15 protein-coding genes and 1 riboswitch are annotated in these 16,101 nt (G+C 54.7%); of the genes, 7 read left to right on the forward strand and 8 right to left on the reverse strand.

The window, feature by feature from the left end; genetic code table 11:
• The first annotated feature begins 63 nt into the window (after positions 1-63).
• A riboswitch (FMN riboswitch) is annotated at positions 64-214 on the forward strand.
• Between the two features lie 106 nt (positions 215-320).
• Complete coding sequence (gene ribB, locus IM299_RS06010) at positions 321-974, forward strand: 3,4-dihydroxy-2-butanone-4-phosphate synthase (RefSeq protein WP_193357159.1); 654 nt, start codon at positions 321-323, stop codon at positions 972-974.
• Between the two features lie 44 nt (positions 975-1,018).
• Here ribB and IM299_RS06015 read toward each other — a convergent pair whose 3' ends face one another.
• The 5 genes from IM299_RS06015 to zupT all read right to left on the reverse strand — a co-directional run bounded on the left by IM299_RS06015 (position 1,019) and on the right by zupT (position 6,956).
• The gene (locus IM299_RS06015; RefSeq protein ID WP_048957250.1) at positions 1,019-2,083 is read right to left on the reverse strand and encodes a fimbrial protein; all 1,065 of its coding nucleotides are present in this window, start codon (positions 2,081-2,083) and stop codon (positions 1,019-1,021) included.
• Complete coding sequence (locus IM299_RS06020) at positions 2,067-2,828, reverse strand: molecular chaperone (RefSeq protein WP_193357167.1); 762 nt, start codon at positions 2,826-2,828, stop codon at positions 2,067-2,069. Before IM299_RS06020 ends, IM299_RS06015 begins: the two co-directional genes overlap by 17 nt.
• Positions 2,829-2,837: 9 nt before the next feature.
• Positions 2,838-5,276: a fimbria/pilus outer membrane usher protein gene (locus tag IM299_RS06025; RefSeq protein ID WP_193357168.1), complete on the reverse strand. Its 2,439-nt coding sequence runs from the start codon at positions 5,274-5,276 to the stop codon at positions 2,838-2,840.
• A gap of 73 nt (positions 5,277-5,349) precedes the next feature.
• Positions 5,350-5,910: a fimbrial protein gene (locus tag IM299_RS06030; RefSeq protein WP_048957253.1), complete on the reverse strand. Its 561-nt coding sequence runs from the start codon at positions 5,908-5,910 to the stop codon at positions 5,350-5,352.
• 272 nt (positions 5,911-6,182) lie between these two features.
• A complete protein-coding gene (gene zupT / locus IM299_RS06035) occupies positions 6,183-6,956 on the reverse strand; it encodes a zinc transporter ZupT (protein ID WP_028014448.1) in 774 nt (257 codons plus the stop codon).
• A gap of 130 nt (positions 6,957-7,086) precedes the next feature.
• Between zupT and ygiD the strand changes: the two genes are divergently transcribed.
• Positions 7,087-7,875, forward strand: a complete 789-nt coding sequence (gene ygiD / locus IM299_RS06040; protein WP_041908095.1) for a 4,5-DOPA dioxygenase extradiol — start codon at positions 7,087-7,089, stop codon at positions 7,873-7,875.
• Positions 7,876-7,912: 37 nt separating this feature from the next.
• Here the strand turns inward: ygiD and IM299_RS06045 are convergent, their stop codons facing one another.
• The 3 genes from IM299_RS06045 to tolC form a co-directional block, all read right to left on the reverse strand.
• Positions 7,913-9,073, reverse strand: a complete 1,161-nt coding sequence (locus IM299_RS06045; RefSeq protein ID WP_047364600.1) for a glutathionylspermidine synthase family protein — start codon at positions 9,071-9,073, stop codon at positions 7,913-7,915.
• Between the two features lie 2 nt (positions 9,074-9,075).
• Positions 9,076-9,738, reverse strand: a complete 663-nt coding sequence (locus IM299_RS06050) for a DUF1190 family protein (protein WP_193357160.1) — start codon at positions 9,736-9,738, stop codon at positions 9,076-9,078.
• A gap of 161 nt (positions 9,739-9,899) precedes the next feature.
• Positions 9,900-11,387: an outer membrane channel protein TolC gene (gene tolC, locus IM299_RS06055; protein ID WP_193357161.1), complete on the reverse strand. Its 1,488-nt coding sequence runs from the start codon at positions 11,385-11,387 to the stop codon at positions 9,900-9,902.
• A 204-nt stretch (positions 11,388-11,591) separates the two neighbouring features.
• Here tolC and nudF point away from each other — a divergent pair, with 204 nt between their 5' ends.
• From nudF to parE, 5 genes are read left to right on the forward strand one after another with little or no spacing between them, the layout of a single operon-like run.
• Entirely contained in the window at positions 11,592-12,224 is a 633-nt protein-coding gene (gene nudF, locus IM299_RS06060; protein ID WP_028014443.1) for an ADP-ribose diphosphatase, read from the forward strand.
• Positions 12,221-12,643: a DUF1249 family protein gene (locus IM299_RS06065; RefSeq protein ID WP_003862516.1), complete on the forward strand. Its 423-nt coding sequence runs from the start codon at positions 12,221-12,223 to the stop codon at positions 12,641-12,643. Before nudF ends, IM299_RS06065 begins: the two co-directional genes overlap by 4 nt.
• Before the next feature lie 27 nt (positions 12,644-12,670).
• Positions 12,671-13,498: a 3',5'-cyclic-AMP phosphodiesterase gene (gene cpdA / locus IM299_RS06070; RefSeq protein ID WP_028014441.1), complete on the forward strand. Its 828-nt coding sequence runs from the start codon at positions 12,671-12,673 to the stop codon at positions 13,496-13,498.
• A complete protein-coding gene (gene yqiA / locus IM299_RS06075) occupies positions 13,498-14,079 on the forward strand; it encodes an esterase YqiA (RefSeq protein WP_041908103.1) in 582 nt (193 codons plus the stop codon). The genes cpdA and yqiA overlap by 1 nt, the downstream gene beginning before the upstream one ends.
• A gap of 28 nt (positions 14,080-14,107) precedes the next feature.
• On the forward strand, positions 14,108-16,000 hold the full coding sequence (gene parE / locus IM299_RS06080; RefSeq protein WP_028014439.1) for a DNA topoisomerase IV subunit B: 1,893 nt from the start codon (positions 14,108-14,110) through the stop codon (positions 15,998-16,000).
• The last annotated feature ends 101 nt before the right edge of the window (positions 16,001-16,101 follow it).

Consider the following 16,101-nt stretch of genomic DNA (forward strand, 5'->3'; position numbering starts at 1 on the left):
TAAAGCAGATTTGTTTGAAGCTTATGCATTGCCCAGGTTAATCAATAGCGTTATAGTTATCTCGCTTATTCTCAGGGCGGGGCGAAATTCCCCACCGGCGGTAAATCAGCTTAGCGCTGAAAGCCCGCGAGCGCTTTGGGTGAATTCTCAAAGGTCAGCAGATCCGGTGTAATTCCGGGGCCGACGGTTAGAGTCCGGATGGGAGAGAGTAACGATCCAGTCGGGCATGGGCCCGCTCACGTTATCTTTTTGCCGCTTATACGGCGCTCCTAAGACTGCCCTGATTCTGGTAACCATAATGTTAATGAGGTTTTTTTACCATGAATCAGACGCTACTTTCCTCTTATGGCACTTCAACTCAACGTGTTGAACATGCACTGGATGCACTGCGCGAAGGCCGCGGTGTGATGGTGCTTGACGATGAAAACCGTGAAAACGAAGGCGACATGATTTTCGCCGCCGAAAACATGACCGTTGAACAGATGGCGCTGACCATTCGTCACGGCAGCGGCATCGTATGCCTGTGTATTACCGAAGATCGTCGTAAGCAGCTAGAGCTGCCGATGATGGTTGAGAACAACACCAGCGCCTTTGGTACCGGCTTTACCGTGACCATTGAAGCGGCGCATGGCGTGACTACCGGTGTATCGGCGGCTGACCGCCTGACCACCGTGCGTGCCGCCATTGCTGATGATGCGAAACCCTCCGATCTGCATCGTCCAGGCCACGTCTTCCCGCTGCGCGCACAGGCGGGCGGCGTGCTGACCCGTGGCGGTCACACCGAAGCGACCATCGACCTGGTGACACTGGCGGGCTTTAAGCCTGCGGGCGTGCTGTGTGAACTGACCAACGATGACGGCACCATGGCCCGCGCGCCAGAGTGCATCACCTTTGCGCGTCTGCACAACATGCCGGTTGTCACAATTGAAGATCTGGTGGAATACCGCCAGGCGCACGAGCGCAAGGCCAGCTGAGACAGCTGATGTGAAAAAGCCGGGGAAACCCGGCTTTTTTGTCTCTAGTGATAGTTAATTTTGAACAGCACTACCGTTTCGAACGGGCCGGACTGAATTGCTTGACCCTCCACGGGCGATAGCTCTGCCGTGTAGGTTTGCTCATATTGCAACGTGCTGCCCGTAAAATCTGCATACTCTTCATAGTGGTTGAAGGTGTAGGGCTGCTGCGTTTCGTTAAGGATCCGCAGCTTTAAGCCGTTCCCTATCAATAACGCCGTATCGTCGGTGCTGAGTGACTCTGTGGTATAGAACGACGAATCCATTTTGAACCCATCTGAACATTGCGCATCCTGCACTTTGGTTGTTCGTACCGAAAATGTGCGAGTGCGCGTCTGCTGATTCACAATATCGCGCGCGCTAAAAGTGCCGAAATCAATCTCCTGGTTCTCAGGGTAAATACTGAACGTCGCCCCGCAGTCCAGAACGGTAATATTTTGCAGACCGTTAATATGATATTTGAGGTTTTTCGCGTCCACCATCTGGTTAACCCCACCTTTTCCGTCAAACTGCACAACGATGTAGTCCCCCAGCGAGCTGACGTAGCCGTGGGGCGGCATCGCTTTGATTTTGACGTATAAGCGCAGGCGAGCGACAAAGGTGCGTGAGGTGTGGATATCGTCCGGGTTACCGGAACAGATGCGATTTTCCCATCCCATTTGTCGGATCTGGTCAGGGGTATAAATTGTGATGTTTTGGTTGTCCAGACACTGTCGGGTATCGACGCCGTTGGGCTGGCCTGTTGCATCGTAATCTATCCCTTCATAGGTTACCCCAAGTTCATAATAGGGATCGGTGGCAGAAGGATAGGGGTTCACCCAGCCAAAAACGTCTTCAGGTTGAAAACTGCTCGTGACGTTGTGATCGCACGTTACCGGAATTTTGATGTCATCCGATTCCCAAATTTTCTCACCCACCTGTGCATTACTGGGGATAGCAAACGGCGAGATCGTTTTGGTCTCTTCAACGGGACCGCCGGAACCGCCCAGATAACAGTCGAGCGCCAGCGCATCTTTTAAAGGCAGCACTGAGAGTAGCAGTATAAACACTACGTTAGCGAGATTTCGCATCTTTATCGATCTTCTGTTCGGTGAGCGTGCATTGAGCCGTTCCGGCGCACTGCGCGTCGACTTTTTTCAGCGCACCGTAATCGTCGATATAACCGATGCTGTAGTAGTTGCCATGATAGTCACCCGTAGACGTGGTTGCCGTTGCGAAAGGCGCGATCATCAGGCTGTCAAAGCCCGGCAGCATGGTCTTCGCATTTTTGCTGAGCCACGCGAGGGTGATGTAATACGGCGTAGGGTTATGCACGGTCAGCCCTTTGGCATTGGCTGAAATTTCCATGCGCATTTCCGTCAACTCACCGGGCTTTTTGGTAATCGCTTTTGGACGCCAGGACAGTTTGATCCTGCTCTGCATCGCGACCTGCATAACGCTACGTTCATCGCTGGCGCTGCTGCTTTTCGGCGGCACTTCGCGCAGGTTGAAATAAAACAGGGATTCTCTGTCTTTCGGCAGCTGGCTGGTGGCCGCTTGCTTAACGATCCTGACCTGCGACGCGGAACCCGCTTCAAGGCGTTGAATGGGAGGGAGCGCCATGAAATGCGTGTCTTCTTTCCGGCCCTTTTCATCTTCAATCCAGGAGAGCGCCAGATAAGGCAACGCCTTACTCTGGTTTTCAACCTTCAGGCTGCTGGCTTTGTCGCTTTCCGGAAAGACAATGCGCGTGCGGTCGAGGTTTACGGCCGCGTGGGTGGTAAATGCGGTGCCGATTAACATCAGGCACAGGCTAGTGAATGAGGTCAGTTTCATCATGGTTTCTTACTGGCATGGCAGTATCAACTGCATACTGTTTTCAAGGTGTGAAGGCAGCGAGAAGCGACACTGCTGATTGTCACCCCACGTTACCCGGAATTGTTGTTCAGGCTCGACTGCTCCCAGCCAGACGTGGCCTTCGTCGGCGACCATGCCGATTTGCTGGTCACTTTCCAGCAGGTGAACAATCGCGCCCAGCGGCGGAGTGCCGGCTGGCGTACGGATAATGCCGGCAATATCGTTGCCAGCGCGCGTGGCAATCTGGCGGTAGCCAATCGCCCCCTCGGTCCAGGTGTTGGTCGTGATGCGGTTGTCCACATCGACGCCGTCAGGCAGGTTATCCAGATTGACCTGTACGCTGGCGGGAGAGTAACTGGAAACCGACGGTAAAACGCCGATACCAAAGCGGTTGGTTTCATCCCGCGACATGTTCAGCGGAATGTTGCCGACGCCGTCGGTGCTGACCATCACGCGCGGTTCGTTACCGTAGCTGCGACGGTGCAGCGCCGCGCCTTTGGCCGTTGAGGTAAACGAGCCATTCCAGCTGGCGCTCAGGGAGTTATATTCATCAGCTTTATAACTTCCGGAGATATTCAGATCGCCAAACGGTGAATAGTGCTGATAGTTGCCGCTCATCTGTGCACCCGCGTACGCGTGTTCACTCTCCGTCCCCGCGGAGACGCCCCAGGTATTATTGCGATCGGACGTGTCGTACCAGGAGACATTTTGGTTCAGGCTATCGCTGTTGTGCAGATCGTAACTGAGGCGATGATCCGGATCGAGCGGTACGCTCAGGGACAGGTAAAACTGCGTATCGTCGTCTTCATCTTCGTAATGCGTCTTGCTCCAGGAGAGGGTGATGCCGAGGTTTTTCCAGCGCCCCAGATCAAAGTTATAGCCTGCGGTAATGCTTCCGGTCGTGGACGGGGCTTCGTTCCACCAGGTTTGGCGCAGCATATTCACATAGAGGTTGAGTGATAACGCCGAGATGTACTGGCTTGCCGTCACGCTGAGCGTCTGTTTTTCGGACTGCCGATCGTTATTGTCATCATCCAGGAAACGAGCGTAGCTCAGGAACTGAGGGTCTGAGTAGCGATAGCTGGCGAGCGTAAGCTGACTGCCTGTGGTATCGAAACGTTTACTGTAGTTAAAGCGGTAGCTGTAACCTGTCTGGCTATTCTGATTGGGCAACTGGCTGGTGGCCTGCGTGACGTCAAAAGAGAGGGCACCCAGATGCGCCATATTCTGCCCGATCCCGGCGGCAACGGAACGGTAATGATCCCCGTCGGCAAGCGTCCCGCCATAGAGCGAGGTGTTTGACAGCATTCCCCATGAGAATTCACCGCTCATAAAACCGGTGTCTTCGACGTCATGAGAGGCGTCTTTACGCGCTTTACCCGCCGCCAGCTTGTAGCGAACCTGCCCTTTACGCGTTAAAAAAGGCACCGATTCCGCCGAGACCTGGAAGGTGCTGACGCGCCCGTCTTCCTCCGTCACTTTTACGTCCAGCGTCCCCTGAACGGACTGGTTAAGATCCTGAATAACAAAGGGGCCAGGCGGAACTTTACTTTGATAAATTACGCGATCGGCCAGGCTGACGGTGACGGTCGCGTTGGTTTGCGCGATACCGGTAATTTGTGGCGCATAGCCACGCAGCGACCAGGGGAGCATGCGCTCATCGCTGATCAGGGAGGCGCCGGTATAGGTAAAAGCGTCAAAGATTGAGGACTGGAAGTCCGTTTCACCCAGCGTCAACTTAGCACCAAGCGAAGGAAGAGGGCGGAACATGTAGACGCGCGAAAAGCGTCCGTCATGATCCGAACCTGCATCGGTATGCGTTTGGCTGTACTGATAATCACTGCGCAGGCGCCATGCGCCCATATTCGCGCCCGCCGTGCCATAGGTGTTGGCGTTGTTGGTGCTGCTGCCGTCGCTGGGCTGATAGTGGCTGGCGAACAGGTTGTAATCCAGAATCACGCCCGGTACGCCATTGTCCCACGTTGCGGGTGGCATCCAGTCGGCGGCGCGGTACTGCAACCATGCCTGGGGTACGGTGACCTTCAGCGTCTGGGTCGCTTGTTCAAATTTAAAAGTGATATCCGGTCTGGAGGAAAAGTCGACGCATCCCTCTTTTTCGGGTAAGGCGTCGCGGACTTCCTCTTTCAGGGCAAACTTATCCGCCAGTTCAGGAGGAATACACACCTGTACCGTGTTATTTACCTCTTTCCAGCTAAGCTGCCAACCGTTAGCCAGCGGTGTGTCGTTAATGGATACGGTAACAAAATAGTTGCCCGGGGTAACCGCTATTTCATTTTTAAAAAGGGAGAGGTCAACGCTGCTCCGCTGGTCTTTATCAATGGCATTGATATTAAACTCGGTGGCAGAGGTAATCTTCGTCATTAACAGGGACGCAATGATGATTTTAGATTGTAATTTATATGTCATCATCCTGTTACCAAAATAATATCACATACCGGCTGGCAAATAATGCCAGCCGGTTTTATCGTGATGCATTGCCTTATTTGTACATCAGCACATAGTTGGCAGTCGCTTCAACCTGACCCGCTGTGGCAGTTTTACCCTGAGCAACTTCCATTAATGCTTTGAAGTGCAGCGTTTGAGTCGTTGAACCTGCCAGCAAAGCAACCTCATTAGCCGCACCCAGCGTAATGTTGTCTTCGGCGTTATCCAGAAGACGAACGCCCACGTTCTGTGCACCACTCGCAAAGGTGTTGGTCATCAGGCTGCTGTCAGTCGCGTCTGTCGCAGAGCTGGTAAAGGTGACATCGACTTTGGTAACTGGTGTGTCAGTCTCGTCCGCCGGATCGTCAAGCTGGCAGTTCTCCAGATTGATATCAACCGGAACAGCGGTAGACTTTTTGTTAGCGTTGATCACGGCAGTGGTAACTTCACCGAGGTCCACTTCTTTATCAACGCTGTCTGGTGCAATGCTGCACGGAGCATCAATGACCACGCCTTTGAATTTGATTTTGCCGGAACCCTGGTCATCAGCAAAAGCAGAACCCGAAACGATGGCAGCCATCGCAACCGCTAACAGTACTTTTTTACCCATATACATGAAAATATCCTTTTTCAAATGAATTCATAAAATGAATATTAAATTTCAGAATGCTCGTGAATTATACGGACTAAAGAGGAGGGGATGCGAATAAATTGGCTAAAACTCTTTTTAAGGAAATATTAAATTATAATGCCTGGTTAATGTAAGTCGCGCATATGATGACTATGTTATCCAGATATATTCGAAGTGATTAAGCAGAATAAAAAAATGTAGATTGCCTTCGACAAAATAAGGAAATAATGCCTCCGCGTTTAACGGAGGCAAAATGCTCAACCAATACCTGCTGTTTGCAGCAACACCAGACTCAACCCCATCACCGACATTCCACACAGCACGCCATAGCTCGGGTTATTATTCGGGTCGATCTCTTTCGCCAGCGGCATCAGCTCATCGACAGAGAGCGCAACCATAATCCCGGCCACGGCAGCCATAATCGCCGCCATCACGACAGGGGAGACGAGGCTTCCAAGGATCAGCCACGCCAGCACGCCGCCGAGAATTTCGGCCATCCCGGAAATCCCCGCCCAGAAGACGGCAGTACGTTTTGAACCCGTTGCGGCATAAACCGGCCCGGCCACGGCAAGTCCTTCAGGAATATTGTGTAAGGCTACCGCCAGCGCGACACCAAATCCCATTTCCAGATTGCTGCTGGCCGTGACATACGTGGCGACACCTTCCGGGAAGTTGTGCAGGCTAATACCCAGCGTCAGCAGGATCGCCGTGCGCTTGATGTTGCCGGGGATTGGAGTAACGCTTTTTTGCATCAAATCCTGAGGGTGGGCGTGGGGCAGCATACGGTCGAGCGCAAAATAGCCCAGCAGACCAACGATGAACATGCCGTAGCCCAGAACCGGAGACATTCCCTCGGTGTGAAGCGCTGCTGGCAGCATCTCCATCAGTGAGATAAGCAGCATGATCCCAGCGGCGAAGCCCAGCGAGAACGCCAGAAGACGATTAGACGGTTTTTGCCCGAGCACGCCGAGGAACGCACCGATAAAGGTCGCGGCACCCGCAAGCACGGTCAAAATTAAGGGTACTGACATGCACTCTCCTTAAGGGATATCTTACGTTCAAATTTCCTGATGATGATCTTCACGGTTATCTGCGTTTATCTTCACCTGAATGCGCGTAATGTAGAACCATCAAATTGACACCTTCTCTAAGGATACCACCATGTCTTCTTCTCGTATGCCTGCACTGTTTTTAGGCCACGGCAGCCCAATGAACGTTCTGGAAGACAACGTTTATACCCGCGCCTGGCGTCATCTGGGGGAGACATTGCCGCGTCCGAAGGCGATTGTGGTGGTGTCTGCGCACTGGTTTACCCGTGGTACCGGCGTGACGGCCATGGAAGCGCCTAAAACCATTCATGATTTCGGCGGCTTCCCGCAGGCGCTGTATGATACGCATTATCCGGCTCCCGGCTCGCCTGCGCTGGCACAGCGGCTGGTAGAGTTGCTCGCACCTGTTCCAGTGGCGCTGGATAAAGAAGCCTGGGGCTTTGACCATGGCTCGTGGGGCGTGCTGATTAAGATGTACCCTGATGCAGATATTCCGATGGTGCAGTTAAGTATCGACAGCACTAAACCGGCGGCCTGGCACCTGGAAATGGGCCGCAAACTGGCGACCCTGCGTGATGAGGGCATCATGCTGGTGGCGAGTGGCAACGTGGTGCACAACCTGCGTACGGCGCGCTGGCATGGCGAAAACACGCCATACCCGTGGGCGAGCGCTTTTAACGCCTACGTCAAAGCGAACCTGACCTGGCAAGGCCCGGTTGAGAAGCATCCGTTAGTGAACTATCTGGATCACGAAGGCGGTTCGCTCTCTAACCCGACGCCGGAACACTTCCTGCCGCTGCTGTATGTATTAGGTGCATGGGATGGTCAGGAGCCGGTTACCATTCCGATTGACGGCATTGAGATGGGCAGTTTGAGTATGCTGTCGGTGCAGGTGGGGTAAAAACATGCCCGGTAAGCGTAGCGCCACCGGGCAAGTTTTATTCAACAAAAATATGCGGATAGAACCGTGACAGATCCTGCGTAATCAACGCGCGATCTTCGCGAATACCAATCCCGGCAGGTTGATCATTAATAAGCCAGCTGCCGATCAGCGTATAGCTGTCGCCAAACTTCGGCAGTTGATAAAACTCCTGGACGATCATCCCTTCTTCACCGTACGGCCCTTCAACCGCTTCCAGCGTTTTACCGTTTTCGATAATGGAGACGTTCGCGCCTTCGCGGGAAAAGATAGGCTTAACGACGTATTTCTCCATCGGCGGGAACTCATCTTCGGCAAAGTAAGCTGGCAACAGGTTAGGATGGTTCGGGAACATCTCCCACAGCATCGGCAGCAGGGCTTTGTTGGAGATAATGCTCTTCCACGCCGGTTCCAGCCAGCGCACGCCCGCGTCTTCCAGCTTGGTGGAGAACATTTCACGCAGCATATATTCCCACGGATAGAGCTTGAACAGGTTGCTGATCACCTGATCCTGCATATCCGTAAACTGACCTTTTTCCCCCAGGCCAATATCTTCGATATAGAGGAATTCAGTCGCCACTTCCGCTTCGGCCGCGCAGTCCTGCAGATACTGAACCGTGCCCCTGTCTTCTTCCGTGTCGCGACAGCAGGCAAGATGCAGCAGATTGAAGCCAAACTGCTCCCGCAGTTCGGCGAAACGCTCAATCAGCTTTTCCTGCAGGCTGTTGAACTGGTCGCTACCTTCCGGCAGGTTTCCGGCGTTCATCTGATCTTCCAGCCAAATCCACTGGAAGAATGCTGCTTCGTAAAGAGAGGTCGGCGTATCCGCGTTGTTTTCTAAAAGCTTCGGCTCACCCACGCCGTCCCACGCCAGATCGAGGCGAGAGTAAAGCGAAGGTTGATTCGTTTTCCACGACTGACGGACGAAACTCCAGGTATGCTTCGGAATACGGAATTTAGTCATCAGCTCGTCGCTGTCGATAACTTTATCCACCACCTTCAGGCACATCTGGTGCAGCTCGGCCGTCACCTCTTCCAGTTTTTCCACCTGGTCGAGCGTCAGTTTGTAGTAAGCATCTTCACACCAGTACGGCTCGCCGTACATGGTGTGGAAGTTAAAACCGTATTCAGTCGCTTTTTCGCGCCAGTCCGGGCGCTCGGTAATACCGACTCGTTCCATGATCAGCCGCCCATTGAGCGAGTGGAAGTGCCTGTTGCACTACTACGCTGCATGCTGGTCTGTTTCGCCACAGACTCACCGAACCCACCGCGGGTGATGGTGCTGGTGGTCGCAGGCTTCGGCGCCATCGCGGTTTTCGGGACGGTCACGGTGCGGCCCGGGGTCGCTGCGCCATAGCCTTTGCCGCTGGCATCGGTATATTGACCATAAGCCGGGCTGGCCGGGTTTTTCGAGCTAAACAGCGGTTGCTGCTGATAGCCCGCACCGCCGCCCATCAGGCGGCCCATCATGTAGCCTGCCATTAATGGCATCCAGAAGCTGCCGCTGGACTGCGCCTGATTTTCCGGCGCAGTACCTGCCTGAGCTGGCGTCTGCTGACACTGTCCTTCACCAAATTCCGCCACGCAGTCTTCGCGTGAGGCATATTTCGGCGCGGTGCGTTCCGCTTCTTTCAGGGCGTTGGTGTAGGCGGTTTTACATTCTGCTGCCTGGCCGGTTGCGGCGGAGCAGTCGTCCGCGTTTTGATACAGCGAAACCGTTTCGTCGTTTTTCTCACAGCCTGCCAGCATAAAGACCGCGGTTACTGCCAGCGCAACAGGGGTGAGATGACGTGCGTTCCAGCTTTTGCGGAACGACGCGTGGTTAATCGTTTTTGTCCGTTTCATGTTTGTCTTCCAGGACCCAGTGGTAATAACGCTCAGGATAGTGGATGAGTGGTTGAAAATGAAGCGAAGAGGGGCGGAATCAGGGGGATCTTTACGTTGGCTTACGTTCGGGTGTGATTCAGCTGCGCCCTCTCCCGGTGAGAGAGGGCGTGATAACACTCTTAGTTACGGAACGGGTTAGAACCGCTGCTTGCAGGTGCCGTGCTACGCGCGGCCGCTGGCTGTGCGGCAGGGGCGCTGCCGTTAGCGTTGAAGTTATCAACGGCGGCAACCTGCTCCGGGTTCTCCGGCGCAACGCTGTCCGGCGAGGTAGAGACCGGTTTGCCCAGCGTGCTGTTCAACATTTGCAGATCCTGCTCGTTCAGCGTACCCAGTGCCTGCTTGATGTTCAGCTGGTTAATCAGGTACTGGTAACGTGCGCTGGAGAGCTGCTGTTTCGCGTTGTACAGCGTGGTGGTTGCGTCCAGCACGTCAACGATAGTACGTGTACCGACCGAGTAACCCGCTTCCATTGCATCCAGGGAGCTTTGTGCAGACACTACGGCCTGTTTGTACGCGTTGATGCTGCTGATAGAGGCGTTAACGTTGTTGAAGGAAGAACGTACGGTCTGCACCACGTTACGGTGCGCGCTTTCCAGCTGCTCGCTTGCGCCAACAAAGTTGTACTGCGCCTGTTTCACCTGGGAATTCACCATGCCGCCCTGGTACAGCGGCAGGGAGAAGCTCAGGCCCACTTTGTTCTGACCCATATTGCTGTCGTCATAAGCCTGTGAATTGGCACCATTTGTTTTAGAACCGCTATAGGTCGTATCAGAGACACCGGTAGAGGCGCTCAGGCTCAGGGTTGGCAGATGACCATCCTGCGCCTGACGAATTTGCTCGCGGGCCAGATCCTGGCTCAGACGCGCCTGCAGCAACGTCAGGTTGCGGTTTTCCGCCTCTTTCAGCAGGGCGTTAACGGCCTGCGGCTTATCCGTTTTGAAGCTGTCGACGTTCAGGGAAGCCAGCTCAGGATAGTAATTCCCGGTCACCTGGCGCAGGGATTCCAGCGCGTTGTCGAGGTTGTTACGCGCGGTCACTTCGTTGGCCAGCACGGTGTCGTACTGTGAACGGGCGTTCTGCACGTCGGTGATCGCCACCAGACCCACGTTGAAGCGCTGGGTGGTTTGATCCAACTGGCGGTAGATCGCCTGTTTCTGCGCTTCGGTGTAGGAGAGCGCATCAATGGCGCTCAGCACGTTGAAGTACGCGGTGGCAGTATTCAGGATCAGCGTTTGCTGGTCGGTCTGATAGGTCACATCCTGGATGCCCGCGCTCTTTTCCTGCAGAGTCAGGGCGCGCCATTTGGACATATCAAACAGCGTCTGTGTTAATTGCAGTGAGGCGCTGGTAGCATTGGAGTTAACGCCGTTAGCGTCGCGGAAACCGTTGCTGTAGGTATAATCTGCACCTAAACCTAACTGCGGCAGCAGTGGGCTACGCGCTTCGTTAATCTTTTCAAACGCAGCATCACGATCGGCCGCTGATTTACGTAAATCAGGGTTGCCCAGACGTGCCTGCTGGTAGACCTGTAACAGGTTTTCCGCCTGGCTCATTGCACTGAAGCCCGTCAGGCTCAGGCCGATAAGGATGGGGAGCAATTTCTTCATTTGCATTCCTTGTTGTGAAGCAGTATTAGCGCTGATCTAATTAAAAAATAATTGCCGATTCTAACAGAATCATCCACACCAAAAGGTTGGCGTTACGTGCCATCTGGCGGTAATTTGCACCAATCTACCATATAGCCTTACAAACGGCAGCCAAACAGCCTTGAAATTCACAATTTCATCACCATTGCTACCAGGACTCGACTCATGCAAAAACCAGAAAAGTTGCCCGTGACATTCGCCAAAAACGATGTAGAAATTATTGCACGAGAAACGCTTTATAGCGGTTTTTTTTCGATGGATCTTTACCGTTTCAGGCATCGCCTGTTCAACGGTGAAATGAGCGGCGAAATCAGACGTGAAATTTTTGAGCGCGGGCATGCGGCTGTCTTGCTACCCTTTGACCCAGTGCGTGACGAAGTCGTGCTGGTGGAGCAGATCCGCATTGCCGCGTATGACACCAGTGAAAGCCCGTGGCTGCTGGAGATGGTGGCCGGTATGATCGAAGAGGGCGAGTCGGTTGAAGACGTCGCCCGTCGCGAGGCGCTGGAAGAGGCCGGGCTGGTGGTAGGCCGCACAAAACCGGTGTTGAGCTATCTGGCGAGTCCGGGTGGCACCAGCGAACGCTTATCCATTATGGTGGGCGAAGTGGACGCCACGACCGCAGAAGGCATTCACGGTCTGGCTGATGAAAACGAAGATATTCGGGTTCATGTGGTAAGCCGGGAACAGGCTTATCAGTGGGTAGAAGAGGGGAAAATCGACAACGCAGCGTCTGTCATCGCCCTGCAATGGCTGCAGCTGCATTATCAGACATTACGAAACGAGTGGAAAAAATGAAGCGCTATACGCCTGACTTCCCAGAAATGATGCGCCTGTGCGAAACGAATTTTGCACAATTGCGCCGCCTGCTGCCGAGAAACGACGCACCCGGCGAAACGGTAAGCTATCAGGTGAGCAACGCGCAGTATCGATTAACGATAACAGAATCAACGCGCTACACTACGCTGGTGGAGATTGAGCAAACGGCACCCAGCATTAGCTACTGGAGCCTGCCGTCGATGACGGTACGCCTCTATCACGACGCGATGGTCGCTGAAGTGTGTTCAAGCCAGCAGATCTTTCGCTTCAAGGCGCGGTATGATTACCCGAATAAAAAGTTGCATCAACGCGACGAAAAGCATCAAATTAACCAGTTTTTAGCCGACTGGCTAAGATATTGTTTAGCACATGGAGCAATGGCGATTCCGGTTTGTTAGCGTCATAAACCTACCTAAGGACACCATTTGGAAAGCCTGTTGAACCTGACTGTTGCTGGTGGGGCGCCAGTCAGGATATTACAAATCACCGATACCCACCTTTTTGCCGAAAAGCATGAAACTTTGCTGGGGGTTAATACCTGGGAGAGTTATCAGGCGGTACTGAGCGCCATTCACGCTGAACATCGCGACTGCGACCTGATTGTCGCAACGGGCGATTTGGCGCAGGACCAGTCCTCCGCGGCCTACCAGCATTTTGCTGAAGGCATCGCGAGCTTTAGCGTGCCTTGCGTCTGGCTGCCCGGAAACCACGATTTCCAGCCCGCAATGTACAGTTCCCTTCAGGATGCGGGGATTTCTCCGGCGAAGTGCGTATTTGCGGGTGAACAGTGGCAGATCCTGCTGCTGGACAGCCAGGTATTTGGCGTTCCGCACGGTGAATTAAGCGAGTTTCAACTCGACTGGCTGGAGACCAAACTGGCTGCCGAACCTGAACGTCATACGCTGCTGTTGCTCCATCATCATCCGCTGCCGGCAGGCTGCAGCTGGCTGGATCAGCACAGCCTGCGTAACTCCGCGGCGCTGGATAGCGTGCTGGCGAAATACCCGCGCGTGAAACACCTGCTGTGCGGACACATCCATCAGGAACAGGATCTCGACTGGAACGGACGCCGCATGCTGGCGACGCCGTCGACCTGTGTGCAGTTTAAGCCGCACTGCGCCAACTTTACGCTGGATACCATCGCGCCAGGCTGGCGCTGGCTGGAACTGCATGCCGACGGCACGCTGACCACGGAAGTCTGCCGTCTGGCAGGCGCAGAGTTCCGCCCGGATACCGCTTCAGAAGGCTACTGATGTCTACGCTCCTTTATCTGCACGGATTCAACAGCTCGCCGCGCTCCGCAAAAGCGACGCAGTTTCGCCAGTGGCTGAGCGAGCATCACCCCCACGTTGAGATGATTATCCCGCAGCTGCCGCCGTACCCGGCGGAGGCGGCGGAAATGCTCGAATCGATCGTGCTTGAACACGGCGGTGAATCCTTTGGCGTAGTCGGCTCATCGCTGGGCGGGTACTATGCCACCTGGCTCTCACAATGCTTTATGCTGCCCGCCGTTGTGGTTAATCCGGCGGTACGGCCATTTGAGCTGCTGAGGGACTTTCTTGGCGAAAACGAGAACCCCTACACCGGGCAGCAATATGTGCTAGAGTCACGCCATATTTACGATCTCAAAGTTATGCAGGTCGACCCGCTTGAAGCGCCGGATCTCATCTGGCTGCTGCAGCAGACGGGTGATGAAGTGCTGGATTACCGCCAGGCAGTGGCGTATTACGCCTCCTGCCGCCAGACTATAGAAGAGGGCGGAAACCATGCTTTCACGGGCTTTGAGGATCATTTCACCCAGATTGTCGATTTTCTTGGACTGCACAGCCACTGACAATCAATGCGAATTGCTAGTTTAAATCATGACGCAAACCTATAACGCTGATGCCATTGAGGTACTCACCGGGCTTGAGCCGGTTCGCCGCCGCCCGGGGATGTATACCGATACGACGCGCCCGAACCATCTGGGCCAGGAAGTTATTGATAACAGTGTGGACGAAGCGCTGGCGGGCCATGCCAAACGCGTTGACGTCATCCTGCACGCCGATCAGTCGCTGGAGGTCATCGACGATGGTCGCGGCATGCCGGTGGACATCCACCCCGAAGAGGGCGTGCCTGCCGTTGAGCTGATTCTCTGCCGACTGCACGCGGGCGGTAAGTTCTCCAACAAGAACTATCAGTTCTCCGGTGGTCTGCACGGCGTGGGGATTTCCGTGGTGAACGCCCTGTCCAAACGCGTGGAAGTGAACGTCCGTCGCGACGGTCAGGTGTACAACATCGCGTTTGAAAACGGCGAGAAGGTGCAGGATCTGCAGGTTGTCGGCACGTGCGCTAAACGCAACACCGGCACGAGCGTCCACTTCTGGCCTGACGAAAGCTTCTTCGACAGCCCGCGTTTTTCCGTTTCTCGCCTGACGCACCTGCTGAAAGCCAAAGCGGTACTGTGCCCGGGCGTGGAAATTACCTTTAAAGATCACGTCAACAACACTGAGCAGACCTGGTGCTATGCCGATGGCCTGAACGACTACCTGTGCGAAGCGGTAAACGGCCTGCCGACGCTGCCGGAAAAACCGTTTGTCGGTAACTTTAGCGGTGATACCGAAGCGGTGGACTGGGCGCTGCTGTGGCTGCCGGAAGGCGGCGAGCTGCTGACCGAAAGCTACGTCAACCTGATCCCAACCATGCTCGGCGGTACCCACGTCAACGGCCTGCGTCAGGGACTGCTGGACGCGATGCGTGAGTTCTGCGAATACCGCAACATTCTGCCGCGCGGGGTGAAGCTCTCGGCGGAGGATATCTGGGACCGCTGCGCCTACGTGCTCTCCGTGAAGATGCAGGATCCGCAGTTTGCCGGTCAGACCAAAGAACGTCTGTCATCGCGCCAGTGCGCGGCGTTCGTCTCCGGCGTGGTGAAAGATGCGTTTACCCTGTGGCTGAACCAGAACGTTCAGGCGGCTGAGATGCTGGCTGAAATGGCCATCTCCAGCGCCCAGCGTCGTCTGCGTGCCGCGAAGAAAGTGGTGCGTAAAAAGCTGACCAGCGGCCCTGCGCTGCCGGGCAAGCTGGCGGACTGCACCGCGCAGGATCTCAACCGCACCGAGCTATTCCTCGTGGAAGGGGATTCGGCGGGTGGGTCGGCCAAACAGGCGCGCGATCGTGAATATCAGGCGATCATGCCACTCAAGGGTAAGATCCTGAACACCTGGGAAGTCTCTTCAGACGAAGTGCTGGCCTCGCAGGAAGTGCACGACATCTCCGTTGCGATCGGCATCGATCCGGACAGCGAGGATCTGAGCCAGCTGCGCTACGGCAAGATCTGTATTCTCGCGGATGCGGACTCCGATGGTCTGCACATCGCCACGCTGCTGTGCGCGCTGTTTGTGAAGCACTTCCGCACGCTGGTGAAAAACGGTCACGTCCACGTGGCGCTGCCGCCGCTCTACCGTATCGACCTCGGCAAAGAGGTTTACTACGCGCTGACGGAAGAAGAGAAGGCGGGCGTGCTGGAGCAGCTTAAGCGTAAGAAGGGCAAACCAAATGTGCAGCGCTTTAAAGGGCTGGGCGAAATGAACCCGATGCAGCTGCGCGAAACGACGCTGGATCCGAACACGCGCCGCCTGGTGCAGCTGACGATCAGCGACGAAGACGAACAGCAAACCAACGCCGTGATGGATATGCTCCTCGCCAAGAAACGTTCGGAAGACCGACGTAACTGGCTGCAGGAGAAAGGGGATATGGCGGATATTGAGGCCTGATGCCCTTACCCTAACCCTCTCCCACAGGGCTGAGGGATCCCCAGTAATATGGTCATGCCTCCATGACCATATTACTGTACTCTTTTCCCAGCTTTTTCATC

The sequence above is a fragment of the Enterobacter cloacae complex sp. P47BA genome (genome assembly GCF_014930485.1).
GTDB classification, from domain to species: domain Bacteria; phylum Pseudomonadota; class Gammaproteobacteria; order Enterobacterales; family Enterobacteriaceae; genus Enterobacter; species Enterobacter bugandensis.